A 24,816-nucleotide genomic window follows, 5' to 3' on the forward strand; every position below is an offset into this window, starting at 1 on the left:
GGCATGCCGGCCAGCTTGCCCTTGATGTCCCACAGCGCCATGTCCACCGCGGCGATCGCCGCCATCGTCACCGGGCCGCGGCGCCAGTACGAGGACCGGTACAGGAACTGCCAGGTGTCCTCGATCCGGTGCGGGTCCTTGCCGATCAGCAACTGCGCGACGTGCTCCTTCAGGTACGCGGCCACCGCGAGCTCGCGCCCGTTCAGCGTGGCGTCACCGACGCCGGTCACGCCGTCCTCCGTAGTAATACGAAGGGTCACGAAGTTACGGGAGGGGCTTGTCACGAAGACTTCCGCGGCAACGATTTTCACAGGTCCAGGCCTTCCTTCACATCAGCAGAATTTCAAGATTCCGGGCCGGGCGGCCCGATGGGCGTTACAGTCAGCGCTGGGTGCTGCCGGCAACATGGTCGCCCAGGAGTGTGAGTTCACGGGTCCGCGGCAGGCCTTCCCAGTCCCCCGCCGTACTGACGGCGAAGGCGCCCGCAAGCGCGCCGCGGCTGAGGCGTCCGGCCACGTTCTCGCCGTCGAGCAGGGCCGAGAGGTATCCGGCGGTGAAGGCATCTCCGGCACCGACGGTGTCGATGCTCGTCACCGGCACAGCCGGCACCTCATGGCGTCCGACGGCGGTGTGGACGCCCGCGCCGGCGGCGCCGCGTTTGACCACCACTTCCTGCACGCCCAGGTCAAGGAGCTGCTTGGCAGCGAGGACCTCGGCGGCCTCCGAGGAATCCAGCTCCGCTTCAGGATCTGCTCGTTCCAGGTCCGGCGCCACCAGCCCGAGCTCGTCGTCGGACGCGATCAGGATGCTGGCATACGGCACCACCCGGGCCAGCGCAGCCTTGGCCTCGTCACGGGACCAGAGCTTGCTGCGGTAGTTGACGTCCAGCGAGACGAGGATCCCCGCGCTTTTGGCCCGGCCGGCGGCATATTCAACTGCTTCCTGCGCCTGCGGACTGAGGGCGGCGGTGATTCCGGTCAGGTGCAGCACCCGGGCGCCGCCGGCGAGGGCCACGTCGACGTCGTCGCGGTTGAGCGTGGATCCGGCGGACGCGGAGCGGTAGTAGTAGGCGCGGGTGACATCGGCCGTGCGCTGTTCCAGAAACATCACGCCCGTGCTGCGGACCGTATCCTCCCGGTGGAGCACGTCGATGCCTTCCCCGCGCAACTGGCGCAGGATGAACTCACCGTGCGGGTCGCTGCCGATGACGCCTGCCCAGCGCACCCGGTGCCCCAGCCGGGCCGCGCCCACGGCGACGTTCGATTCGGCCCCGGCCACATGCATCGACAGGCAGCCACCGGCAGAGATCGGCCCGCCGGTCCTGAGCGAGACCATGGATTCGCCTAGCGTAAGGAGGTCGACGGCGGGAGTCACCGCGGGCCCTCCACGGCAGTGCGCCCGAAACCGGCGGCCAGATCCACGAAGCTGCGTGCCCGCGACCGTACCGGCGCCAGGTCCCCGCCGGAGCCGGCATCCCCGAAGAGCGGCCCGCCGAGGCCCACCGCGATGGCACCCGCCTCCCAGTAGGCCGCGGCCTGTTCGAGGCCGACGCCTCCCACCGCGATGAAGGGAATGTCCGGAAATGGGTCACGCAACGCCTTGAGGTACGGCAGTCCGCCGATCGAGGCCGGGAAAAGCTTGACGGCAGTCGCCCCGCGGTTCATGGCCTCGTAGGCCTCGCTGGGCGTCATTGCACCGGCCAGAACCGGTATCCCCTGCCGCGCGGACTCGTCGATAGATTCGGCCAGCGCCGGGGTCACGGTGAACTGCCCGCCGGCCTCAAAGACGTTGTCCACGTCCCGCACTGTCAGCACTGTTCCCGCCCCGACGAAGCAGCCGGCCGGGGCAGCCGCCCGCACCTCGCTGATGGCTTGCAGCGCACCGGGGGTGGTGAGCGCGATTTCGACGAACCGGAAACCCTCCTCCATGGCAACGAGTGCTGCCTTCGCGGCGGCCCGTCCGTCCGAGCCACGCACGATGGCTACCAGCCGGCTGTCCCTGACGCCGTTGAGCAGCAGTTCGGGATTCATGGTTCCTGTGTTTTCCATTCTGACCGTCACCATTCCGCGAAGGAGCCGTCGGGGTGCCGCCAGACCGGTCCGCGCCAGGCGTGGCCCAGCTTGTCGGCGGCACGGACCACGGCTTCGTCGATTTCGATGCCCAGCCCCGGCCCGGTCAGCCGCTCGATGTGCCCGTCCACGAACCTGAGCGGGGTCTTGTCCACCACGTAGTCCAGGACCTCGGCGCCCTGGTTGTAATGGATGCCGATGCTTTGTTCCTGGATGAGGAAGTTGGGCGTCGCGAAGCCAACCTGCAGGCATGCCGCGAGCGCGAGCGGACCCAGCGGGCAGTGCGGGGCGAGCTGCACTTCATAGATCTCGGCCAGCGAGGCGATCTTGCGGGTCTCTGTGATGCCGCCTGCATGGGAGAGGTCGGGCTGCGCCACGGCGATCCCGGCCTGTAGTGCGGGCAGGAACTCCTGCCTGCTGTAAAGCCGCTCGCCGGTGGACACCGGCGTGGTCGTGGAGGAGGTGAATTCCCGCAGCAGGTGGGTGTTCTCGGGAACGACAGGTTCCTCCAGGAAGAACGGCCGGAACGGTTCCAGCAGCGGCGCCACCCGCCGGGCGTTGGCCAGGCTGAAGCGGCCATGGAAGTCGACGGCGACGTCCCGGTGGTCCCCCAGGACCTCGCGGGCGGCCGCAACCCGGCGGACCACGCCGTCGAGCTCCGCGACGGAGGCCACCGGACTCATCCTGCCGCTGGCGTTCATCTTGACGGCGGTAAGCCCCACTTCCAGCTGGGCGCTGATCTGGTCAGCCACCTCGTTGGGTTCGTCACCGCCCACCCAGCCGTACATGCGGATCCGGTCACGGACGGGGCCGCCCAGCAGCTGGTGCACCGGCGCGTTGAAGTGCTTGCCGGCGATGTCCCACAGTGCCTGGTCAAGCCCGGACACTGCGCTTGCCAGGATGGGGCCGCCCCGGTAGAACGACCCCTTGGTCATGACCTGCCAGTGGTCTTCGATCCGGAGGGCGTCCTGGCCGATGAGCAGCTCGGCGAGCTGGTCGACGGCGGTGCGCACCGTCTCGCTGCGGCCTTCACAGCTCGCCTCGCCCCAGCCCACAATCCCGCTGTCGGTCTCGATGCGGACGAACAGCCAGCGCGGCGGCACCAGGAAGGTTTCTATCCTGCTGATTCGTGTCATTTCTGAGCCCCTAGCCCTTGGTGGCGCCGGCGGTCAGACCGGAGACGATGTACTTCTGCGTGAACAACGCAATGATCATGATCGGGATGGTCACCACGGTGGCGGCCGCCATCAGCCCGCCCCAGTCGATGCTGGCGTAGGAGACGAAGTCGAAGATGGCCACGGGCAGCGTCTTCGTCTTCGAGCCGGACAGGACCAGGGCGAACATGAAGTTGTTCCACGAGAAGATGAAGGCCAGGATGCCAGCGGTGGCCATGCCGGCCACGGACAGCGGGAGGGTGATGTGGCGGAAGGCGCCGATCGGGGTGAGCCCGTCCACCTGAGCCGATTCCTCCAGTTCGATCGGCAGCGAGTCGAAGTAGCTCATCATGATGTACACGATCAGCGGCAGGGCGACGAACATGTGGCTGAGGATCAGGACTTCGAAGCCGCCCACCATCTTCAGGTTGGAGAAGACGTAGTACCAGGGCACCAGCAGGGAAACGCCCGGGATGACGCGGGCCATGAGCACCACAAGCGCCGAGCGGTGCATGGTGAACCGGCTCATGGCGTAGGCCGCCGGGACCCCCAGGACCAGTGACAGCGCGGTGGAGGTGAAAGCCACCCAGAAGCTGTTGAAGATGAAGACGAAGTAGTTGTTCCGCTGCAGGACGTTGGCGTAGTTCTCGGCAGTCGGCGTGAACAGGAAGGACTTCCCCGCATCGTAGATGTCCACGTTGGTCTTGAAGGAAGCGAGCAGCATCCAGAACAGCGGCGCGATCAGGAACAGCACCACCGCCACCAGGGCAATGACACGGAACACCTTGTAGCCGCTGCTGCGCAGCGGCTTCCTGCGGCGGGCCGTTCCGCGCCGCTGGCTTGCCGGCGTCTGGGATTCGGTCAGAAGGGTCATTTGCTTACCGCTTTCTTGCGCATGGTCAGCAGCCACATGGAGCCAATGATGATCATGAAGAACAGGATCAACACGGCGGAGGAGAGCCCGTACTGGTTGTAGTCGAAGCTGAGCCCGTAGGCGTACACGTTCAGCGTCTCCACCTCGTGGAATGAACCGCCGCCCTTGCCCTTGGTGGCGTAGAGGATGTCGAACGTTTTGAGCGCGTCGATGCCGCGCAGCAGGATGGCCACGATCACGGTGGGCATCATGAGGGGCAGGGTGACGAAGAAGAAACGCTGGAAGGCATTGGCGCCGTCCATGCGCGCGGCCTCATCCGGTTCCTCGGACAGCGAGGTCAGGCCCGCAAGGAGGATGAGCACCACCATGGGGGTCCACTGCCAAACGTCCATGAAGATGGTGGTGGGCAGGGCCGAGTCCTGGCCGGAGAGCCACGGCTGGGGCGGAATGCCAACGAGCCCCAGCAGCTGGTTGGCGAAGCCGATGTTCGGGTCAAAGATCAGGCGCCACATCATGCCTACTGCCACGGGGGTGGCCACGAGCGGGAGCAGAATGGCCACGCGGACCCATTTCTCGCCGCGGAACGGACGCCACAGGAGCAGGGCGATGCACATGCCGAGGACGACTTCGCAAACCAGCGCCACCAGCGTGAAGGACACCGTGCGGCCGACGGCCGGCCAGAACCTTTCGGTGTCCGTCAGCACGGTGAGGTAGTTTTCGAACCCCACGAAATCGGAGGCCGCGCGGACCGATCCCTGGGAGTCGGTCAGGCTCAGGTAGAGGGTCCAAGCCAGCGGAAAGACGATCAGGAGGCCGACGAAGATCATCGCGGGGGCTGCAAACAGCCATTTCCGGTGGCGGTTCGCCCAGGCGGAGAAATTATCCCGGCTGCGCGCCGATTGTCCAGAGGTCCGGGCAGGGGTCAGTACAGACATGGTTCACCTAAGAGTTGGGGGTGAAGGCGTTTCGAGTGCGACGGCGGGAGAACAGCGGGGCTGTTGTCCCGCCGTCGCGCTTTAGTTACTTGTTTTCGTCGTCCAGGAACTTCTGGAAGGCCGTGTTGGCCTGGTCGGCCGCGGCGGAAGCGTCGGCGCCCGTGATGGAAGCGACGATGGGCTCACCCACGATTTCGCGGGCCTTGCCGACGGTGACGACCAGCGGACGGTCGTGGCCGACGCCCTTTTCAGCGCTGACTGCGATGGCGGCCGCAAGGTCCTTCGGGTAAGTGGAGGTGCCGGCCGGATCAGACCAGACGGAGGCCCGCGGTCCGGGGACGCCGGCCTTCTGTGCTTCGAGCGTCCGGTCCTTGCTGGTGGCCCACTTGATGAACTTCCAGGCGTTGTCCTGGTTGCCCGAGGACTGGTTGATTGCGAGGCCCCACGACGGGATGTTGTACGGCTTGGAGCCCGCCGGTCCGGCCGGAAGCGGCGCGAAGCCAACGGTCTCGGCCACCTTGGACTTGGCGGGGTCCGTGGCGTTCTTGTAGAGGGAGTCCGCCTCCGTGTAGAAGGCGGCCTTGCCCTGGGTGAAGATTGCCATGGCTTCGGGCCAGCTCATGTCGGTGCTGACGTTCTTGGGGCCGTAGTTCTTGATGAGGCCGCCGTAGAAGGCGTAGGCCTTCTTGGCTTCCTCGCTGCCGACGGCGGACTTGCCGCTTTCGTCGGTGAAGTCGCCGCCGAAGCTGTACAGGAAGCTGGAGAATTGGGTGACCGCGGTGGACTTGCCGGTGCGGGCAACGAAGCCGGCAGTGTCCGCGGAGGCGATCTTCTTGGCTGCCGCCTCGAGTTCCTCCATGGTCTTGGGCACCTCAAGGCCGGCAGCCTTCAGCAGGTCCTTGCGGTAGTAGAGCACCTCGCGTTCGGTGATGATCGGAACACCCATGACCTTGCCTTCATAGGTCGAAGCCTTGACGGGGCCGTCCTGGTAGTCCTTCCAGTTCCAGTCGGGATCCTCGGCGACCTTGCTGGTCAGGTCCGCGAGGTAGCCGTTCTTGCCGAAGGCCTTGCCCTCCTGCAGAGGCCGGTACATCATGACGTCGATTTCGTCGCTGCCCGCGTTGAGCTTGACGTTGTACTGGTCGGACAGCTGGTCTTCACCGAGCTGGGTCAACTCCACCTTCAGCCCGGTGGACTTTTCGAATTCGGGGATCGCGGCCTTGATCCCTTCGGTCCAGACGTGGTTGGCGAGGGTAACCCGGACCGTGTCCGACCCCTTCGAGTCGCCGCCTCCGCCCCCGCCGCAGGCTGTCAGCCCCATCGAGAGGGCAGCGGCAACCGCCGCGTACTTCACTACTGAACGTCGCTTCATTACGACTCCTTGACTCAGGACCGGAGATCCTCCGGCCGCACCAAACGCATCTTTGCACTTGCTCAGGCTGCGATCATGGCAAATAAGGCGGACTTAAACAACCCTTTGGTTGATTCCCGTATGCTTTATTCATGCAAACTCCAGAGGCGGAGCACTCCAGAGATTCGCCCGGGTCGTTTTTGGAACGGCTGGGCCTGGCGATTGCCGACGGCACGCTCGCGCCGCGCACCGTCCTCCGGATCGATGAGCTGGAAGCCGAGCACAAGGTGGCCCGGTCGGTGGTCCGGGAAGCAACGAAAGTGCTGTGTTCCATGGGCATGCTGGAGTCCAGGCGGCGGCTCGGAACTGTTGTCCAGGAAGAAGAATGCTGGAATCTTTACGATCCCCAGGTCATCCGGTGGCGTCTGGCCTCCCCGGGGCGGCTTGACCAGCTGCGCGCGCTGAACGAACTCCGCGGTGCCATAGAGCCGCAAGCGGCACGGCTCGCGGCGAACCGCATCTCACTGGAGGACGGCAGCGAACTCGTGTCGCTCGCAGCCCGGCTGTGGGCGGCCGGGCAGGGCGACAAACAGGAACAGTTCCTCACCCTGGACATAGAGTTTCACGCTGCGGTGCTGAGGACCTCGGGCAATCCCATGTTCTCCCAGCTGCACAACCTGGTCCGGGAAGTTCTCTCCGGCCGCACCGAACACGGCCTGGTGCCACATCTTCCGCACCACGAGGCCCTGCAGCTGCATGTGGACGTGGCCAGCGCAATCCAGCGCGGTGAAGCCGAGGCTGCACACGCGGCCATGAGCAGAATCGTTGAGCAGTCCACCCAGGAAATGGGCGACATCTGGTCGCGGCACCAAGGGGATCCCGCGTCAGCGCCTTCCCGCAGGAAAGCGCGAACGGACATTTAGGTCCCCGGTGGGTGCGCTCAGTCCTCGGTGGGCGTCGTGCGGGTCGAGTGGTAGTTCCGCCAGTTGTGCTCGGGCGCGTAGCCGAGGAGCCGCTTGGCCTTGTCGATGGACAGCAGGGTCTCATGCTCGCCGAGCTCCTTAGTCACCTTCACCCGCGGGAACACCTCCGACGCCAGGCTGGCACTGGAGCGGCTCATGACGGTGTCCTCGTTGGCGATGATGAAGGCCTCGAACCCTGGCGGACGGTATTCCAGCGCACGCGCCACCGCCTGGGCACCGTCGCGCGCGTCGATGTAACCCCAGAGGTTCCACTTGCGCAGGGCGGCGTCCCGGTCAAAGGACGGAAACTCCTCGTAGTCTTCCGGATCCATGACGTTGGAGAACCGGAGGCCAATGATGCTCAGCTCCGGGTCCCACCGCGTCATCTGGATGGCCATCTGCTCCTCCAGGTGCTTCACCAGGGAGTAGGTGCTCTCCGGCCGGGCCGGATACTCCTCGTCCACCGGGATGTAGGGAGGGTCGACATCGAACGGCAGTCCCAGCACCGTCTCACTGGAGGCGTACACGATTTTCTTGATGCCGGCCCTGCGTGCCGCCTGGAACACGTTGTAGGTGGACAGCATGTTGTTTTCGAAGGTGGCGGCGTCAGGCACCAGGCCCGGAGCCGGGATGGCGCCCAGATGGACTATCGCGTCGAAGCCCTGGTGCCGGTCATCCAGGCCCATGATGACGTCGACAACCTGCCCGTAGTTACGCAGGTCCACGACGGCGAACTGTGGACTCCGGCTGCCCGCCCGGTCCAGGTTAAGGACCGAATGACCGTCCGCCACTAGCCTGCGGACCACGTTCCGTCCGAGCTTTCCGCTGCCTCCCGTTACGGCAATTCTCATCGCGGCCTCCTCCTGTTGACTGGCCGGCCCTGGCCCGGGCGGCCGTGCTCCGATGGCCGCAGCAGCTGTCGCCGCCGGGCACCTTTCCCCCAGCCTAGGGCCCGCGGCTGCAACCGCTGCCATGGCCCGCGAAGAACTGGTGTATATTTTCTCGGTACGGTTTAGCAGAAGGCCGTTGGATTGTTGTTCGATCCGGCACCTTGCTTGCTGCTGCCGCCCCGGCCACGGGGCCCCTGCGCTGCGCCCGCCGGTTCGTCTTGACCTGAGCGAAACGGTACCGAAAAATCGTGGCCAGCGAGTCGACCGCAAAACCTGAAACCTCAATCACGGAGCACCTCAACGAGCTTGTGCTCACCAGCTCCGACGTGGGCGGATTCCTCCGTGAGCTTGCCCGGATCTCTGCACGCAGCCTGTCCGAGCCCGGGGACGAGGTCCTCTGCGGCGTGACCCTGCTGCGGCACCGCAAGGCAGCCACCGTAGCAAGCAGCAGCCCCGAGGCGCAGGCCATGGACGAGATCCAGTACGACTTCGGCGACGGTCCCTGCATGACGGCCTCGCGCGAGCAGGTCACCATCCACATTACGGACCTCAAGAACCACGACCGGTGGAAAAGCTATGCCGAAACGGTGCTGGAGCAGGGCGTCCGCTCCATACTCGCCCTCCCGTTCGTGCTCGAGGGCGAGACCCGGGCCGCATTGAACCTTTACTCACACCGTCCTGGCCGATTCGAGGGCCGGGCTCTGGAACTGGCGCAGGACTTCGTCAGCCAGACCTCAATGGCCCTGAGGCTGGCCGTGCGCTTCGCCCACTACAGCGACGCTGCGGCCAACCTCAAGGCCACGCTGGAAACCCGGACGGTGATCGACGTCGCCGTCGGCGTGATCATGGCGCAGAACAGGTGCAGCCAGGAGGAAGCCTTCGAACTGCTCAAGGCAGCGTCGAGCACCCGCAACATCAAGCTGCACAGCGTTGCGACGTCGATCGTTGACTCGCTGGGCCAGGGCCCGGCGAAGACCCACTACCAGGGCTGAGCTGCCAGCCTAGGGGCCACCGAAACTCGCGCCCTCGGGATCCTGCCCCATGTCCCGTGAAGAGCCGCCAGTTCCGGCACCGCCCGTTCCGGCACCGCTGGTTCCTGCACCGCGGGAGACGCGGACCTTTCGGGCACCACCCGCAGCGGGCTCTTCGGGCAGTGGAACGCGAACTTCCAGAACGCCGTCGGTGTACGAGGCGCGGATGTCCTCCTGGTTGACTGGGGCGGGAAGGCTTACCGTTCGCGAAAACGTGCCGAAGCGGAATTCCGAGCGGTACCCTTCCTTGTCCTTGTGCTCCGATTTTTCTTCACGGCGGACCGTGATTTGCAGCTGGCTGCCGGCCAAGGTGATGTCGACGTCATTGTCAGGATCGATGCCCGGTGCTTCAGCCTTTACCACCAGGGAGCCAGCCTCCCGGTATTCCTCCACCCGGAGCCACGCGTCCAGATCCCCTTCCAGGAAACGGCGGAAGGGTTCCGGGATATCCACGCCGGCCCGCCTGAATATGTTGGTCATCGCTGTTACCTCCTGTCAGCTTCCGGGCCCAACGCAGGTGATGCGGAGGACCGGAACGGGTCCCAACACCACAAAGCTACGCCCTTGCGGATCGCTTGTTAAGGCGCAGTAGGGACGCTTGCCGCGGGCTGCATGCAGCCTCCGGCTCCGCCAACAGGACACCGCGTCCGCCGCCGATCCTGAGAGTTTCCTTGTGAAAACCCGGGAAGTTTCCGGCGGCGGCTCGGGCCCCTGCGCCAAAGCGCACATTTTCGCCGCCCGGACCCCCCAAAGTTCCGCCCGAAACCTTTCATCGAGGGGTGCGGGCACCGAGCTTTTCACAGGAGGCATGCTGCACATTGGCGTCATGAATGGGATCAGGCACCAAAGGGAGGAACCCCAGTGAAGACGCTGTTACTGCTGTGCATTCCGGTGGTTACCTTCGCAGCACTCAATGTCTGGAAGCAGGCGGTTGCGGAGCCTTGGCCCCTTCGGGGGCCAGGCATAGTGGTCGCGGGGCTCTCCACATCAGCCAATGCAGAATTCCCGGAGGGGAAACGCGACCCTTCACGGAGGTCCTGATGAACGCTAACACTGCCACCCCGGGCGAGCCCGATCGGCTGAACGTCTCCTCCGGACGTGGGAGACGCTCCGTGGACGCAGCGGAAGAGTTGGACGACTTCTGCAGCGAATCGCTGAGGTCGATCGACAAGACGGTGATGCGCGCCCAGGTCATCGAACTCATCCTGGACATCCTCGCCACAACGGATGTGCAATCGGAAGCCAGGCACCGACTGCTGCAGCACCTGGCCTTGCATCCGGGGTGCCCCGAGCAGGCGCTGCTGTGCCATCTGAGCGAGAACGCCTGCCTTCCGCCGGCCGCGGGCGGAGACAGCCTCCCTGCGGGCGCGGACAGCCTGGCTGTGGGCGCCGGCAGTCTCCCTGCTGGCGGAGACTACTTCACAGCTGGTGCGGCGGACCGGCCGGCGGAGGGCGGCGGGGACCCGGGTGAAGGATCGAAGTCGAGGTGGTTCCCCGCCCCACTGCGGAACCTGTTGCGCCGCGACTGATGTGCACCGGCCCCTGAAGAGGGCGTGCCGTTCAAGAGGGCGTGCCGCTCAAGAGGGCCGACGACGTCCGGCCACCGGCGGGTCAGCTCCGGTGGTGCTCGATCAGCCAGCCGGCCATCTGTTGCGCCCGCTTGGAAGCGAGGAAGTCGCCTTCCGTTGCGGAAATGATGGAGCCCTTCATCAGGATGTGCCAGGAGCGGGCGAATTCGTCAGGGCGCACGAGTGCCGCCTCCTCGGCGAGCGCCTGGATGTGGCCGCGGATTCTGGCGAGGTAGCCGATGCTGGCCTCGCCAAGCGGATGCTCCGGGCCCATCTCCAGGAGGACATTGATGAAGGTGCAGGCCTCAAAATCGTCACGATGGAACCAGTCACCGAAGACGTCAAAAATGGCCAGGAGCCGCCCCTCGGGGGTGGTGCCCCTGCGCCTCGCCTCGGAAACAATCAGGTCCACGGTCCAAACCTGGTCGCGGAGTGCGAGGAAAGCCAGAACCAGCGCATCCTTGGAGGGGAAGTGGCGGTAGAACGTGGACTTGGCCACGCCGGACCGTTCGATCAGCTCATTGATTCCGACATCGCGGACACCGCGGTGGGAGAAAAGCTCGTAAGCAGTGCCGAGGATCCGGTCCACTGGTTCACTATGGCCGGTACGCACCCCTGGAGGAAGCAAGGCATCCCCGGTTGCATCAGGAGCACTCATTAGAGAATCAGTGTACCTTGGTACTGGTAGAGACAGACCTGTCTGTCTTATTGTTTTAGGAACATGACACCTCGTCTTAGGAATGGCGTGCTGGCAACAGCGCCTGATCCCGGGCCGTAGGCGTCACTGCAATGGGGCAGAAACAGGAGGGTACTGATGGACGAAGACATCCGCGCGGTGGAAGAGGCCGTGGCGACGCTGGAATCCGCAATGATGGAGCACGATCCCGCAGCAGCAACCCTGCAGAATGCAGTTGCGGCGGCCGTAACCCACGGCAAGCCGATCCGCGAAGTAGCAGCGGCCGCGCACATGACAGCGCTGGAGGTCCTGGACGCAGCCGACGCCGTCACGTATCCGCATCAGGCGATGCAGCCTTGGATGCTGGCCCAGTAGCAGCGCGCAAGACCTCACGGAAACTTGATTGGATCACGGGGTAAACCTGCGGCAAGCCTGATGGGCCCGCGCCACCCTTAAGCATCAGCCCCTGGAGGAGCGATCTTTCCGGGGAAAGCATGCAACTAGGACCGCTTGGAAGCGGAGGGCCCATGAACCAGTCAGCAACTCTTGAGGAAGTCGTCCAAGTCGGCGGTGTCATCACCGACCGTCAGCCGCTGGACTTTTACCGGCTGGGGCTCGCTGGCTGCATCGACAGGCTTACAGTCCCCCTTCGCCGCCAGGGCACCTGCGTCCGCTGGGAGACTCCCCACCACGGCGTTGAGATCTCGTCCGGCTGCGCGTCCCTGCTGTACCAGTCCGCGCAGGAGGCGCTGAGCAACACGTTCAAGCATGCGCACGCCACCGATGTCACCGTCCGGCTTGCCGCCGTGTTCCACGGCATCCGCCTCATGGTCGCCGACAACGGCACCGGATTCGAATCGGCTCCGCCGGCAGCGGAACAAGTCAACGGACACGGACTCAGGACCATTTCACAGGCGGTCGAGGAAGCGGGCGGGACGGTGGACATCACCTCGGCTCCGGGTACCGGCACGGCCATCACCATCACCATTCCGCTCGACTGAACCGCAGCGCATCGCGGCACACGCCTGCATCCCGGGCCTCGCTTAGGATGCTGTGCATGACCCTTCCGAAAGTTGAGCCCCGCGCCGTCCGGGCTTTCGAATCCGTGGAAATCCAGCAGGCCGTCGCCGGACTGCGCAGCCGGCTGAGCACCGGAAGGCGGATTCTCCTCGGCGTGGCTGGTTCCCCCGGGTCCGGCAAATCCACCTTCTCGGCTTGCCTGGCCGACGCCCTCGGCCCCGATTCCGCCCTTGTGGTGCCCATGGACGGTTTTCACCTGGGCAACGCCATCATTGACGGCACTCCCCTGCGGCAGCGCAAGGGTGCACCGGACACGTTCGACGTCGGCGGTTACCTTTCGCTCCTGCAGCGGCTTGCGCGCCGGGACGAGGACGTCGTGTACGCGCCGGACTTCCGGCGGACGATCGATGAGCCCGTTGCCGCATCGCTGGCCGTCCCGGCCGCCCTCCCCGTCATCATCACCGAGGGCAACTACCTGCTCAGCGACGATCCGCGCTGGCAGCAGGTGCGGGCGCAACTGGACGAGGTGTGGTTCGTCGACACACCACATGAACTGCGCCTTGCCCGCCTGGTTGAACGGCACATGCTCTTTGGCATGGACCGCGCCGCGGCCGAGGCATGGGCCAACGGGCCGGACGCGGCCAATGCACGCCTGATCGAGGCCACGCGTTCCCGCGCCGACAGAATCATCCCCTGGTTTTAGCTACCTGTCCTCGGCGTCCCACAGCCCGGATTCGCCCGCGGCCTCTTCCGGCTTGGGTTCGCTCTCCGGCGCTCCACTGCCCACGTAGCTGGCGGGCACGGTTCCGCCCGGCTGTGTCATCTGTTCCTCACGGATGTTGCGTGCCGTGCCCGCCTCGGGGTGGGGCTGCTCCTGCTCGACGGCGTCCGGGTCGCCAGGGCCTCGAAGGCCGCTGGGCTCTTCCGTGTTGCGCTTAGTGTCGGTCATGCCACTGCCTCTCACTAGGAAATGCCGGTCGCGTCCCAGTCTAGGCACCGGGCCTAGGATCTGCGCAGCGAGCTTGCCAGGAGCCAGAGCGTCCAGGCGAGGATGAGCGCAATGCCGGCAAGGGTGGGCACAGTGTTGCTGCCGGAGAAACCGTCGGCTCCAATGATCCAGCCCTGAGCCAGGTACGCGATCCCAGACAGTCCCATGAGGTAGCCCACGGGACGCGGGAGGCTCCGTGAACTGCCGACCGCGATGCCAATCAGGATAAAGGCCGCACCCAGCACAAAGCTCTGGTAGCTGCGCATCCCCCACTCGAGCCAGCGCAGGTCCTCCGCGGCCGCAAAGCGAACGGCCTTCTCGGCCCCTTGGGCGGCAGCCCAGGCATCCACGGAGTGCTTCAAAGCCACACCGTCCACTGCCTGAAGTGCACCATAGAGGGCAAGCGCGGCGGCCGCGGCGCAGCTGCCGAGCCGCGCCGTCCAGTATGAGCGCCCGGGCGCGCCGCCGGCCACGGACCCTAGCACCAGCAGTCCGGCACGAGCAGGACCGCTGCCACAGCCGACGGGGGCCCTTGCCGCCGTCGTGATTCTGACCGTCGTCGTGACTCTGGCCTGCAGGAATGTGATGCGTGTCCATGGCAGCTGCCCCCTTCGGGAGGAACCGTCCGATGCCAGTAGATTACGCCCGCACGGGCGCCCATCCCAGCGCCGGGGCCACATGGCGGGCGATGTTTCCCAGCAGCTTGGCGTTGTACTCCACGCCAAGCTGGTTGGGGACGGTGAGCAGGAGCGTGTCCGCGGTCTGCACCGCGGTGTCGGCGGCGAGTTCATGGGCTATGACGTCCGGTTCGCCGATATAGCTTTTGCCGAAGCGGGAAAGCGTGCCGTCGAGGGCGCCCACCTGGTCCCTGCCTTCGCGGAGGGCGCTCAGGCCGAAGTATTGCCGGTCCTCGTCGTCGGCCAGCGGCAGGACGCTGCGGCTGACCGAAACACGCGGCTCATGGCCATGCCCGGCCGCCGCCCAGGCCCCACGGAACATCGCGATCTGCTCGGCCTGGAGCTCGTGGAACGGCACCCCGGTATCCTCGGTCAGCAGGGTGGAGCTCATCAGGTTCATCCCCTGCTCGGCCGCCCAGACCGCCGTCTTCCGGGTTCCGGCGCCCCACCAGATCCGCTCGTGCAGCCCCTCGGACCGGGGCTGGACCGGCAGCAGCCCTGCGGCTCCCCCGGCGTACCGCGGGTCGGCCTCCACCACGCCGGCGCCGGCTATGGCCCGCCGGAACTCCTCGGCGTGCCGGCGCGCCATGTCGGCGTCCGTCTCGCCTTCACGCGGCTCATAGCCGAATGCCCCCGCGCCGTTCCGTGCGGGCTCGGGTGAACCGCGGCTGATGCCGAGCTGGAGCCGGCCACCGCTGATGAGATCTGTGGCCGCAGCCTCCTCCGCCATGTACAGCGGGTTCTCGTAACGCATGTCGATGACCGCAGTGCCGAGCTCAATTCGGCTGGTGCGGGCTGCGGCCGCCGCAAGCAGCGGGAACGGTGACGCCTGCTGGCGAGCGAAATGGTGCACGCGGAAAAACGCGCCATCGATGCCAAGCTCCTCGGCGGCCACGGCCAGCTCAATCCCCTGCAGCAGCGCATCCCGCGCGGTCCTTGTGCGGAAACCCTGCACCGGTCCCCAGTGGCCGAAGGACAGGAAGCCAATTCGTTTCATGCCGTTCTCAACATCCCGGTCTCCGCTGCCATTCCTGCAGGCTACGCCCTGTGACAGACCCTGCGCACCGGCCCGCGATCCCGATAGGTTGGTATCACCGCTTGAGGACGTCCGTTCTCGCGAGACCGAAGGGAATGTAGACATGGCTTTCATCACCGTTGGACAGGAAAACAGCACGGACATCGAGCTCTACTACGAAGACCACGGAACCGGACAGGCTGTTGTCCTCATCCACGGCTATCCCTTGGACGGATCCTCGTGGGAGAAGCAGACCGCCGCCCTGCTCGACGCCGGCTACCGCGTCATCACGTACGACCGCCGCGGCTTCGGCAAGTCCAGCAAGCCCACCACCGGCTACGATTACGACACCTTCGCGGACGACCTCAACACCGTCCTCACCACGCTGGACCTCAACGACGCGGTGCTGGTGGGCTTCTCGATGGGGACAGGCGAGGTGGCCCGGTACCTCTCCACGTTCGGGTCGGCCCGCGTGTCCAAGGCTGCTTTCCTGGGATCGCTTGAGCCCTACCTCCTGCAGACCGACGATAACCCCACGGGGGTGCCGCAGTCGGTCTTCGACGGCCTTGCCGAGGCAGTCACAGCGGACCGCTACGCCTTCTTCACCGAGTTCTTCAAGAACTTCTACAACAGCGACACTTTCCTGGGCACACCCCGCCTCAGCGAGGAGTCCGTCAAGGCCAGCTGGAACCTCGCCGCCAACTCCGGGGCACACGCCTCGGTGGCAGCCCAGCCCACCTGGATCACCGACTTCCGCAGCGATATCCCGAAGATCGATGTCCCGGCCCTGATCGTGCACGGCACGGCGGACAACATCCTGCCGATTGACGCCACCGGCCGGGAATTCACCAAAGCCCTGCCGGAGGCCGACTACGTGGAAATCGACGGCGCCCCCCACGGCCTGCTCTGGACCCACGGGGCAGAGGTCAACGAGGCCCTGCTCGGCTTCCTGCGCAAGTAGCCCGCCGCAAAAGGAGGGCGGCCGGCGCCGGAGCACCCGCCGTCGGCTGCCCCTCGTTGCCAGATACAACCGCAAATGGTTGACAATTTCCGTAAATGGTACACTTTGGAATACCGGATCCGGACGCTTCCCTTGAGGGGAACCCGGCTCCAAGCCCACCCGGTCAATCCCGGTGGACGATCATAAAGTGGCAGAAGTGGTTGATAGGTCTCCACGCGCCCCGTGATCGGCTAGTCCTGCCGAACCTATCTGAATGTGCATCCCTAGGCAGGAGCAAGAATAATGACCATTACCTCGCCAACATCGCAGCGCCGCCCTTTGGCAACCAAGCTCGTGTTGGTTTCGACCGTTTCCCTGGGACTGGTAGCGGGTCCCGTAGCCTTCGCCGGCCCCGCCAGCGCCGCGGCGTATGACAACGGTAAGAACGACAAAGTTAACTGTTGGGTTGAGGCCAGGAAGCCTGATCTCATCAAGCTCGACAACCACCGCAAGTTCGCCAAGGTCGACTTCGCCTTCAAGATCAAGTGCGACAAGAACGCCAAGGTGACATGGCACCAGTGGACCCTGAAAGAGAAGCGGTCTGGAAACGCCGAGCTCATCAAGTACCACAAGGGTGACGTCGACGTCCGCAAGAACCACGTTGAATACGACAGCAACAAGGACCGCGTGGACAAGGATCGCGGCGACAATAAAGTGAAGGTCTTCCATGTTGTGAAGATCGACTTCAAGAAGGACAACGGCAAGGGTAAGGGCTCCGACGGACATGACTCTTCCAAGAGCCAGTCCCTGACGATCCGCTTCTCCGGCGGCTACTGATAGAAAGCCCGTTCGCCACTCAGCCGTTCGGGCTAAGCGCGAACAGCAGCTAGGCTAGCTCGGGCCAAGTCAGCACGACGGCGGCACTACCGTGCCGCCGTCGTTCTGTGATCTCGAGCTTTATCTGTCGGTGCCGGGTTACAGCGAGCCGGTGGTGAAGGTCCAGCCAGCCGACTTCAGCGGATTGCCCGCCAGGTCGCGGACCGCGGCGGTGCCCCCGGTCACGGTGACCGTGTATTTGGTCCGCGCGGCTAGCGAGGCAGACGGGTTCAGGATCCACTGGTTCGTGGTGCCGCTGTGGAAAACGGTGGCCGTCACCTTGGTGCCAGTGGCGGCGTTCTTCAACGTGACGGTGCCCGCACCGGCACCCTGGACAGCCTCACTGAAGGTCACCGCGATATTGCTGGTGCGCCGCACCAGTATGGCGCCCGGGCGCGGCGTCGTGGCCGTGATGACCGGGGCGGGGCCGGTGGTGAACGTCCAGCTGGTGGTGGCCAGCGGGTTGCCTGCGGTGTCCCGGATGGCGGCGGATCCGCCGGTGAGCGTCACCGTGTACTTGGCGTCGTTGGCGAGGGTGGACGCCGGATCCAGGGTGGCGGTACGGGTGGTGGAGCTGTACGTGACGGCGGCCGGCACCACGGTCCCGGCCGCGTTCTTGAGTAGAAAGCTGTTGCCGGAAACGCCTTGGACTGCCGTGCTGAAGGCAGCCGTGATGTTGCTTCCGGCGGCAACGGCGGTGCCGGTCGCGCCGGGCGTGCGTGCCGTGACCGTCGGGGCTGCGGCAGTGGTGAAGGACCAGCTGCCCGTCACGAAGGGCGTGCCTGCGGCGTCCCTGATGGCGGAGGGTCCGCCGGTCAGCGTCGCCGTGTACTTCTGCGACGCATTGAGCAGGCCCTCAGGGTTCAGCGTCGCGGTACGCGTGGCCGCGTCGTAGCTGACGGCCGCGGGCACCGTTCCGCCGCCGGCGTTCCGCAGGACGAAGGTGGAGTAGGCCACGCCCTGGACAGCCGAGCTGAAGGTAGCGCTGACGTTGGCACCCACGGCGGCGCCGGAAGAATTGGCTGCCGGGCTGAGCGCTGTAGCGGCTGGCGCGGCTGGCGCGGTGAGGACCGCAACCGCCGGGTCGGAGAACAGCAGCCGGTTCGGCGTCCCGGTGGTGCCGCCCAAGACAGCATTGGAGGTGGCGGCAGAAAGCAGCCTCGAAGCCACGTCCGCCGGCACCAGTCCCGGCGACCGGGACAGCACCAGGGCTGCGGCGCCAGCCACGTGCGGAGATGCCATCGAGGTTCCGCTCATGAGGGCTGTCGCCGTGGTCGAGGCCGGGCTTGCGGACTTGATGCCCACGCCGGGCGCGTAAAGGTCGACGCAGGTGCCGTAGTTGGAGAACGCTGCCTGCTTGTCCGCGGAATCGCTCGCGGCAACGGTCAGCGCGCCGGCAACGCGGGCCGGGGAGCTGTTGCACGCATCGACGGCAGAGTTTCCGGCGGCGACCACTGCGGTGACGCCGTCGTTGATGATGCCCTGCACCGCGGCGTCCACCATGGCGCTGGCGGTGCTGCCGAGGCTCAGGTTGGCCACGGCAGGGGTACCGGCCTGGTGGTGAGCGGCGATCCACTCAAGCCCGGCAATCACGTCCGAGTTGAAGCCTGACCCATTGCAGTCCAGCACGCGGACGGGGACTACGGTGGCCGCCTTGGCCACGCCGTAGGTCTTTCCCGCGATGGTGCCGGCAACGTGCGTGCCGTGGCCGTTGCAGTCCCCGGTGCCCAGTCCGTCGGAAATCGCCGACCAGCCCGGGGCAACCCGGCCGCCGAACTCCGTGTGCGCAGACAGCACGCCGGAGTCAACCACGTAAGCGCTCACGCCGGCGCCGGTGGAGGCCGAGGTGTAGGTCCCGGACAGCGGCAGGGCGCGCTGGTCAACGCGGTCCAGGCCCCACGTTGCGGACTGCTGCGTGTCGGCGGCCGTCACCGGAGCATCGGGTTCGACGGCGGCAACGCCCACCGAGCGCATCAGTTCCGCCGCCTGCCCGGGCGTGGCCGTGACCACGGCGCCCCTGATGGCTTTGGCGAACGTGCGTCCGACGGCGATGTTCCTCAAGCGCAGGTTCCGCACGGCCGAGGAAACGTCGGTCCCGGCGGAGTAGCGCACGATGTAGCGGGCAGTCGTCGATGGCGCCCCGGTTTCCGAGGCGGCAGCACCGGCTGACACTCCGGCGATGGGAGCGGCCAGGGCCGTCAGCAGCAGCGAGGCCAGGGCAGGACGGAGAACAGACGAAGCGCGAATTTTGGGTTCCTTCGAACGTGCTGGGGGCCGGCGGGGAAAGCCAGAGGAAGGCTGAATTCCAGTGTATTTTCCGTGGCCCGCCGCAACCCAGTTGCTGGCCCGAAGCTTCGGCGAAGCTTCGAAAGCTGCGCCAAAACCGGCAAAATCCTGCGCTTGCCATGCACCGGGCGCCAGGGAATCCGGTCCGTGTCGAACAGCATGAGCAACGTTGCTGAACGGCAGACCTGCGGCCGGAGCCGCAGGACTGCTGATCCCCAGGGACGCGGAACCCCGAACTTTCCGGGCCGCTGGCCTACCGCCTCCGCCCCACGATGAAGTTCAGGGTTCCGCTCCCCTGCCGCAACGGGAGTGGAACACCGCAATTGTTGAGCCGGTTGCTTCTGGAAACCTTGGAAGAGTTGGCCCCCTTGCGATGTTCCCACCCAAATGGGGGTGTCGACGGCTGCGCGGTCGGTTCTAGATCCAGTTGTTGTGCTTGAACGTGGCGTACAGGACCAGCCCCATGCCGATCATCAGGCCCAGCGCCATGGGATAGCCGAAAATCCAGTCCAGTTCAGGCATCGTATGGAAGTTCATCCCGTAGATGGTGCCGATGAGCGTGGGCGCGAAGAGAATGGCCGCCCAGGAAGAGATCCTCTTGACTTGCTCGCTCTGCGCGAAGCTGGACTCCGTGAGGCGTCGCATCTCGTCGTTCTGGCGCTGGGCAACGAGGGCCGCATTGACCGCGAGCGCGTTCTGCAGCAGCGCGCGGAAGGACGCGATCCGGTCGTTGAGCCGCAGGACGTGGTCCAGCACATCGCGGAGATGGTCCTGGAGCTCGGGGCCGGGGTGGTGATCCGGTGTTCCGGTGACCAGTGCCTGAAGGATTCCGGCCAGGGGCCCGGTGGCGCGCTGCACGGTGATGACCTGGCGGGACAGTTCGTAGATGCGGCGTGACACCTCCGGGTCAGCGCCGAACAGTTCGTCCTCGATCTCGTCGATGTCGTTTTCCAGGCCTGCCGCAACCGGCTCGTACTCGTCGACCACCTGGTCCAGGATCGCGTACAGCACGGCGTCGGGTCCCAGGGCAAGGAACTCCGGCTGCGATTCCATGCGGCGGCGCACCCGCGCCAGGTCCGGTGACTCCGCACGGCGGACCGTAACCACGAAGTCAGGTCCGGCAAAAACATGGATCTCACCGAACTCGACCTTTTCGACGTCGTCGAGATACCGCGCCGGGCGCAGGACCAGGAAGAGCGTTTCACCGTAATGCTCAAGCTTGGCGCGCTGGTGCCCGGTCAGCGCGTCTTCAACCGCAAGCGGGCTCAGGTCGAATTCGTCCGCCACAGACCGCAGTTCGCGCGGATCCGGCCGGTAGAGCCCGATCCAGGCCATGCCCTCGCGTTGCCGCAGCAGGAAGTATGTCTCCTCCAGCCCTTCGGGATCCGCCGTCCGGCGCCCGTCCACATACACTGCGTTGTCGATGATGGCCACAGCGGCGCCTCCTCAGCTGGAACGGCATCCCATGGCAGTGACGTTATCCCTTGCGGAAGGCCGTGCCAATAAGGGGACCGCGCAACAAGCCGTGCCCGCGCAACAGCCTTGCCAACGCACCAAGCGGCCACGCAACAAGGGGCCGCCGGCTCTGCGGCTGGCGGCCCAGGTGCTGGGGTTCAGAGTGGCAGGGTCAGATTCGGGCGTGGAGGCCGCGGCTGACCGGGCGCCCGAACGATGCCGCGCCGAGGAACTCTACGGCCACGAACGGCTCGGAACCCACCACCCACTCATCGTGCCCAGGAGGAATCGCATACGTGTCATTAGCGCGGATGAAGGAGCGGGCACCCTCAGGTGTCTCCACCTCCATGACACCGGAGAGGCAGAACCCGAGGTGGTTGTGCTGGCAGAAGGGTGTTTGTTCCGTGGGCTTGGTGCATTCGGACCAGCGCCAGCCGGGGGCGAGGATCAGCCGGGCAACGGAGAAGTCGTTGACGCTGACCAAGTCCACCTCGGCTTTGTCCGGGCACCTCTTCTTGTCCGGTTCATCGAAGGATTTGACGGCAAGGGCTGTAATGAAATTGGCGGTCATGTAGGTTACCTGCAGATTGGTTGAGACCTGAAATTCGAAGGCGGTTTCCGGGCGAAACGCCACGCTGGCGAGGTGCGGGCTGCCACCGAACGTGACAGCACAACAGCCGCATCTTTTTGGTGTGGCTTCCCCTCGCCACACGCGCGCACGCAACAGATCACATGTTGACGTAGTTCAACCGTAGACCTCTGCAGGCCGAAGTCAATGGGAATTCAGCGGCGGCCGGCAGGCCCTATTGGTAGTCGGCCAGCCAGAGATCCGGACCGAAGACTTCGTACTGGATGTCCGTTGCCGGGACGCTGGCGGCAATAAGCGCTGTACGGACGAACTGCACGGTGTACTCGAGGACCACGTCACCTAAAGGTGGCGAAAGGGTGACTTCGTCCCCCACCTTCACGTGTCATGCAGGAAACTGGACATTTCACGTCGCGCTCATCGGTGGGCTCGACCACGAAGGTGATGACGTCGTCGGTCTCCTGGATTTCCCGCCCCAAGGCTACCGGCCGTAGATTTTCACGAAATTCCGCAGGATCTTCATCGGTTCGGTGGCGGTGAAGGTCCTGGCTGCCGCCATCAGCTCCTCGGCGGATTCGGGCGGGAAGTATCCGGCGTGGCGGTAGATGTCGATCCTGGTCACCAGGCCTTCCGCGTCGAGCTCCGGGTGGAATTGCGTGGCGTACAGGTTCTGCTTGATCCGGAACATGTGCACGGGGCAGGCGGCGGAGCTCGCCAGCAGCACCGCGTGCGCGGGCAGCACCGTGCACCCTTCTTTGTGGCCCGTGAAGGCGGTGAACTGCGCGGGAAGGCCGGCCAGCAGCGGATCCTGAAGGCCCTCCGGGCTCAGGCTGATGGTCACGCCGCCCAGCTGCTCGCCGTAGGTCCGGTCGATCACGGCGCCCTGGTGCAGGCCAAGGGTACCGACGCCGTAGCAGGCGCCGAAGAACGGGAAGTCCTCCGCCACGATCCGGTCCAGCAGCACCGACAGTTCGCGCTCGACGCGGTGCTGGACTTCGGTCTTCTTTTCGGGAGGGTCGCTCGAGGTGAACGGGCTGCCGCCCACGATGACGCCGGAATAGTCGTCCAGGTCCAGCTCCGGCAGGGGCGCGCGCTCCATCCGGATCCGCTTCAGCTGGTGGGGCTCCAGCCTGCAACAGCGCAGGTACGACTCGTATTCATCGTCCGCGGCGACGTCCTCGGCCCGCGAGGCGAGCAGCAGAAACGGCTTCACGTGCTTACTTCAGCAGGGCGACGTCGGACACGAGGGTGATGTGGTCCAGCATCGCCGCCGCGGCGGCCTGCGAGTCCTGCACCCGAATGGCGTCCGCGATTTTGCGGTGGGATGCAAGTGACTGCTCCGGCCGGCCGGGCTGTCCCAGCGATTCGAGCCGCGTTTCGAGGATCATCTCGGCAATGAAGGTCATGAGCTGGGCAAGCACGCCCGAGTGCGCGGCGGCGGTGATGGCCTGGTGGAACAGCTCGTCGCCGTGGGCCCCCTTCGCGCCCGAGGCCACCTCTTCCGCCATGACGTCCAGGGCCTTGTCGATCGCCTGCATGTCCTCCTCGGTGCGGCGTTCGGCGGCAAGCTCAGCCAGCTTGACCTCAAGCGTGCTGCGGGCCTCGACGATCTCGGGAAGGCGGCTGCGGTGCTCGCGCAGTCCCTTGAGCACCGAGGGAACGTTGGGCCGGTAGACAAGCACCGCCCCGGTCCCGTGCTGGACATCGATCACGCCCAGGACTTCCAGGGCCACCAGCGCCTGGGCAAGCGTGGCCCGTGAAACGCCCAGCCGCTCGGCCAGGTCCCGCTCGGCGGGAAGGGTGTCCCCGGGCCCCAGCTGCGCGGACTCGATGAAATCCATGAGCTGCTCCACGAGCTGTTCGTAGAGTCGGGGCCGGGCGACACGGGAAATCTGTTGCGTTGCTGTCTTCCTGGGCATGCGCGTCCTTCCGGCGATCTGGGTCCAGCTTAGCGGAGGAGTATTGACAAAGTCACCTAGTGTCTAGGAGGCTAGGCCAGTGAGCTTGTAAGCCACATCACATCAACTCTCACTCCGGAGGCACAACGATGTCCGCTCCCGTCCTTTCCATCATCATCCTGGCGGTGATGTTCCTGCTGGCCACGGTGCTGCCCCTCAACATGGGCGCCCTGGCTTTCGTGGGGGCGTTCCTGCTGGGCTCGGTGGTGCTCGGAATGTCCACCAGCGATATTCTTGCCAACTTCCCCGGCGGTCTGTTCCTGACGATTGTCGGGGTCACGTACCTTTTTGCGATCGCCCAGAATAACGGAACCATCGACCTGCTGGTCCGCGGTGCCGTCCGGCTGGTGGGCAGCAAGGTGGCGCTGATCCCCTGGGTCATGTTTGCCATTACGGCGGTCATTACGGCCGTCGGCGCCCTGTCCCCGGCCGCCGTCGCGATCATCGCCCCGATCGCGCTGAGTTTCGCCGCGAAGCACAAGATCAATCCGCTGATGATGGGCATGATGGTGATCCACGGGGCGCAGGCGGGCGGTTTTTCCCCGATCGCGGTCTACGGTGTCACGGTCAACGGCATCATCGCCAAGACGGATCTGGCAGCGAGCCCGATGGCGATCTTCCTGGCCAGCTTTATCTTCAACCTCGCTATCGCCGTGGTGCTTTTCATCGTCCTGGGTGGCAGCAAACTGCTCTCCACCAAGACCGGCCGGCTCGTTGAACAGGCCGCCGAGTCCAGGATGGCCGTGAGCGTCGGCGCCCGCGCCGCCGGCGCCACCCTGAGGGGCTCCGGCACCGACATCTCCTCCTCCGGCGTCGCAGCCAAAGGAACCTCGGGCTCCGCTTCTGCCGCCAAATCCGCCTCCGACGGCGGCGCCCGCGCCACTGTTCCGCAGCTGGTCACCATCGCGGGCCTGATTGCCCTGGCCGTCATCTCGCTGGGCTTCAAGGTGGACGTCGGTTTCGTCTCCATCACCATCGCCATGGTCCTGGCCCTCGTCTCGCCGGCCGCCCAGAAGGGCGCCATCAACAAGATCAGCTGGTCCACCGTCCTGCTCATCTGCGGCATGCTCACCTTCGTGGGCGTCCTCGAGGAAGCCGGCACCATCAAGTTCGTCTCCGACGGCGTCGCCCACCTCGGGATGCCCCTGCTCGCGGCCCTGCTGATCTGCTACATCGGCGCCATTGTCTCGGCCTTCGCCTCCTCCACCGCCATCCTGGCCGCGCTCATCCCGCTGGCCGTCCCGTTCCTGTCCAGCGGCGAAATCGGCGCCGTCGGCGTGATCGCCGCACTGGCCGTCGCCGCCACCATCGTGGACGTCTCCCCCTTCTCCACCAACGGTGCCCTGGTGCTCGCCAACGCCCCGGAGGACGTGGACAAGGACAAGTTCTACAAGCAGATCCTGGCCTACAGCGGCATCGTCGTCGTCGCCGGCCCCGCCATTGCCTGGCTGGTCATGGTCCTTCCCGGCTGGATGTAACCGGCCCCGACGTAAATGCCCGGGACC

The 24,816-nt window shown here is 65.7% G+C and carries 26 protein-coding genes and 1 pseudogene; 9 read left to right on the forward strand and 18 right to left on the reverse strand.

Features of this window, described 5'->3' with window-relative positions; genetic code table 11:
* The 7 genes and pseudogenes from G9E11_RS20040 to G9E11_RS20070 form a co-directional block, all read right to left on the reverse strand.
* A pseudogene (locus tag G9E11_RS20040) lies at window positions 1-311 on the reverse strand (bifunctional D-altronate/D-mannonate dehydratase); the annotation flags it as partial.
* Between the two features lie 70 nt (window positions 312-381).
* Window positions 382-1,374: a sugar kinase gene (locus tag G9E11_RS20045; protein ID WP_311764430.1), complete on the reverse strand. Its 993-nt coding sequence runs from the start codon at window positions 1,372-1,374 to the stop codon at window positions 382-384.
* On the reverse strand, window positions 1,371-2,030 hold the full coding sequence (locus G9E11_RS20050; RefSeq protein ID WP_246469066.1) for a bifunctional 4-hydroxy-2-oxoglutarate aldolase/2-dehydro-3-deoxy-phosphogluconate aldolase: 660 nt from the start codon (window positions 2,028-2,030) through the stop codon (window positions 1,371-1,373). The genes G9E11_RS20045 and G9E11_RS20050 overlap by 4 nt, the downstream gene beginning before the upstream one ends.
* A gap of 26 nt (window positions 2,031-2,056) precedes the next feature.
* A complete protein-coding gene (gene dgoD, locus G9E11_RS20055) occupies window positions 2,057-3,205 on the reverse strand; it encodes a galactonate dehydratase (RefSeq protein ID WP_190609074.1) in 1,149 nt (382 codons plus the stop codon).
* 10 nt (window positions 3,206-3,215) lie between these two features.
* The gene (locus G9E11_RS20060; RefSeq protein WP_203219267.1) at window positions 3,216-4,097 is read right to left on the reverse strand and encodes a carbohydrate ABC transporter permease; all 882 of its coding nucleotides are present in this window, start codon (window positions 4,095-4,097) and stop codon (window positions 3,216-3,218) included.
* Window positions 4,094-5,032 (reverse strand): carbohydrate ABC transporter permease, encoded by a 939-nt coding sequence (locus G9E11_RS20065; RefSeq protein ID WP_102974169.1) that lies wholly within the window; start codon window positions 5,030-5,032, stop codon window positions 4,094-4,096. The genes G9E11_RS20060 and G9E11_RS20065 overlap by 4 nt, the downstream gene beginning before the upstream one ends.
* A gap of 85 nt (window positions 5,033-5,117) precedes the next feature.
* A complete protein-coding gene (locus G9E11_RS20070; RefSeq protein WP_190609075.1) occupies window positions 5,118-6,404 on the reverse strand; it encodes an ABC transporter substrate-binding protein in 1,287 nt (428 codons plus the stop codon).
* 131 nt (window positions 6,405-6,535) lie between these two features.
* Between G9E11_RS20070 and G9E11_RS20075 the strand changes: the two genes are divergently transcribed.
* Complete coding sequence (locus G9E11_RS20075; RefSeq protein ID WP_190609076.1) at window positions 6,536-7,306, forward strand: FadR/GntR family transcriptional regulator; 771 nt, start codon at window positions 6,536-6,538, stop codon at window positions 7,304-7,306.
* Window positions 7,307-7,323: 17 nt separating this feature from the next.
* Here G9E11_RS20075 and G9E11_RS20080 read toward each other — a convergent pair whose 3' ends face one another.
* Window positions 7,324-8,196, reverse strand: coding sequence for an NAD-dependent epimerase/dehydratase family protein (locus tag G9E11_RS20080; protein WP_190609077.1), 873 nt, complete (start codon window positions 8,194-8,196; stop codon window positions 7,324-7,326).
* Between the two features lie 287 nt (window positions 8,197-8,483).
* Between G9E11_RS20080 and G9E11_RS20085 the strand changes: the two genes are divergently transcribed.
* On the forward strand, window positions 8,484-9,227 hold the full coding sequence (locus G9E11_RS20085) for an ANTAR domain-containing protein (RefSeq protein WP_190609078.1): 744 nt from the start codon (window positions 8,484-8,486) through the stop codon (window positions 9,225-9,227).
* A gap of 9 nt (window positions 9,228-9,236) precedes the next feature.
* Here the strand turns inward: G9E11_RS20085 and G9E11_RS20090 are convergent, their stop codons facing one another.
* A complete protein-coding gene (locus G9E11_RS20090) occupies window positions 9,237-9,746 on the reverse strand; it encodes an Hsp20/alpha crystallin family protein (RefSeq protein ID WP_190609079.1) in 510 nt (169 codons plus the stop codon).
* 560 nt (window positions 9,747-10,306) lie between these two features.
* Here G9E11_RS20090 and G9E11_RS20095 point away from each other — a divergent pair.
* Entirely contained in the window at window positions 10,307-10,795 is a 489-nt protein-coding gene (locus G9E11_RS20095; RefSeq protein ID WP_190609080.1) for a hypothetical protein, read from the forward strand.
* An 82-nt stretch (window positions 10,796-10,877) separates the two neighbouring features.
* Here G9E11_RS20095 and G9E11_RS20100 read toward each other — a convergent pair whose 3' ends face one another.
* The gene (locus G9E11_RS20100) at window positions 10,878-11,492 is read right to left on the reverse strand and encodes a TetR/AcrR family transcriptional regulator (RefSeq protein ID WP_190609081.1); all 615 of its coding nucleotides are present in this window, start codon (window positions 11,490-11,492) and stop codon (window positions 10,878-10,880) included.
* A gap of 156 nt (window positions 11,493-11,648) precedes the next feature.
* On the opposite strand from G9E11_RS20100, the gene G9E11_RS20105 reads away from it, so the two are divergent.
* From G9E11_RS20105 to G9E11_RS20115, 3 genes are all read left to right on the forward strand, one after another.
* On the forward strand, window positions 11,649-11,885 hold the full coding sequence (locus tag G9E11_RS20105) for a hypothetical protein (RefSeq protein WP_190609082.1): 237 nt from the start codon (window positions 11,649-11,651) through the stop codon (window positions 11,883-11,885).
* 152 nt (window positions 11,886-12,037) lie between these two features.
* On the forward strand, window positions 12,038-12,511 hold the full coding sequence (locus G9E11_RS20110) for a sensor histidine kinase (RefSeq protein ID WP_190609083.1): 474 nt from the start codon (window positions 12,038-12,040) through the stop codon (window positions 12,509-12,511).
* Window positions 12,512-12,567: 56 nt separating this feature from the next.
* Window positions 12,568-13,233 (forward strand): nucleoside/nucleotide kinase family protein, encoded by a 666-nt coding sequence (locus G9E11_RS20115; protein WP_190609084.1) that lies wholly within the window; start codon window positions 12,568-12,570, stop codon window positions 13,231-13,233.
* On the opposite strand, the gene G9E11_RS20120 is transcribed toward G9E11_RS20115, so the two are convergent.
* The 3 genes from G9E11_RS20120 to G9E11_RS20130 form a co-directional block, all read right to left on the reverse strand.
* Window positions 13,234-13,479, reverse strand: coding sequence for a hypothetical protein (locus G9E11_RS20120; RefSeq protein ID WP_190609085.1), 246 nt, complete (start codon window positions 13,477-13,479; stop codon window positions 13,234-13,236).
* A 53-nt stretch (window positions 13,480-13,532) separates the two neighbouring features.
* Window positions 13,533-13,991: a DUF4386 family protein gene (locus G9E11_RS20125; protein WP_311764431.1), complete on the reverse strand. Its 459-nt coding sequence runs from the start codon at window positions 13,989-13,991 to the stop codon at window positions 13,533-13,535.
* Between the two features lie 166 nt (window positions 13,992-14,157).
* The gene (locus tag G9E11_RS20130) at window positions 14,158-15,192 is read right to left on the reverse strand and encodes an LLM class flavin-dependent oxidoreductase (protein ID WP_190609087.1); all 1,035 of its coding nucleotides are present in this window, start codon (window positions 15,190-15,192) and stop codon (window positions 14,158-14,160) included.
* A 142-nt stretch (window positions 15,193-15,334) separates the two neighbouring features.
* On the opposite strand from G9E11_RS20130, the gene G9E11_RS20135 reads away from it, so the two are divergent.
* On the forward strand, window positions 15,335-16,171 hold the full coding sequence (locus G9E11_RS20135) for an alpha/beta fold hydrolase (RefSeq protein WP_190609088.1): 837 nt from the start codon (window positions 15,335-15,337) through the stop codon (window positions 16,169-16,171).
* Window positions 16,172-16,453: 282 nt separating this feature from the next.
* Window positions 16,454-16,987 (forward strand): hypothetical protein, encoded by a 534-nt coding sequence (locus G9E11_RS20140; protein WP_190609089.1) that lies wholly within the window; start codon window positions 16,454-16,456, stop codon window positions 16,985-16,987.
* A gap of 138 nt (window positions 16,988-17,125) precedes the next feature.
* Here the strand turns inward: G9E11_RS20140 and G9E11_RS20145 are convergent, their stop codons facing one another.
* The 5 genes from G9E11_RS20145 to G9E11_RS20165 all read right to left on the reverse strand — a co-directional run bounded on the left by G9E11_RS20145 (window position 17,126) and on the right by G9E11_RS20165 (window position 23,272).
* On the reverse strand, window positions 17,126-19,198 hold the full coding sequence (locus tag G9E11_RS20145; protein WP_311764432.1) for an Ig-like domain-containing protein: 2,073 nt from the start codon (window positions 19,196-19,198) through the stop codon (window positions 17,126-17,128).
* A 531-nt stretch (window positions 19,199-19,729) separates the two neighbouring features.
* A complete protein-coding gene (locus tag G9E11_RS20150; RefSeq protein ID WP_190609090.1) occupies window positions 19,730-20,746 on the reverse strand; it encodes a magnesium and cobalt transport protein CorA in 1,017 nt (338 codons plus the stop codon).
* Window positions 20,747-20,939: 193 nt separating this feature from the next.
* The gene (locus tag G9E11_RS20155; RefSeq protein ID WP_190609091.1) at window positions 20,940-21,338 is read right to left on the reverse strand and encodes a cupin domain-containing protein; all 399 of its coding nucleotides are present in this window, start codon (window positions 21,336-21,338) and stop codon (window positions 20,940-20,942) included.
* 496 nt (window positions 21,339-21,834) lie between these two features.
* Window positions 21,835-22,566: a glutamine amidotransferase gene (locus G9E11_RS20160; protein ID WP_190609092.1), complete on the reverse strand. Its 732-nt coding sequence runs from the start codon at window positions 22,564-22,566 to the stop codon at window positions 21,835-21,837.
* A 4-nt stretch (window positions 22,567-22,570) separates the two neighbouring features.
* The gene (locus G9E11_RS20165; protein WP_190609093.1) at window positions 22,571-23,272 is read right to left on the reverse strand and encodes a FadR/GntR family transcriptional regulator; all 702 of its coding nucleotides are present in this window, start codon (window positions 23,270-23,272) and stop codon (window positions 22,571-22,573) included.
* A 128-nt stretch (window positions 23,273-23,400) separates the two neighbouring features.
* Here G9E11_RS20165 and G9E11_RS20170 point away from each other — a divergent pair, with 128 nt between their 5' ends.
* Window positions 23,401-24,789, forward strand: a complete 1,389-nt coding sequence (locus tag G9E11_RS20170) for an SLC13 family permease (RefSeq protein WP_190609094.1) — start codon at window positions 23,401-23,403, stop codon at window positions 24,787-24,789.
* The last annotated feature ends 27 nt before the right edge of the window (window positions 24,790-24,816 follow it).

Source organism: Arthrobacter ipis (assembly GCF_014694315.1).
In the GTDB taxonomy this organism is placed as follows: Bacteria; Actinomycetota; Actinomycetes; order Actinomycetales; family Micrococcaceae; genus Arthrobacter; species Arthrobacter ipis.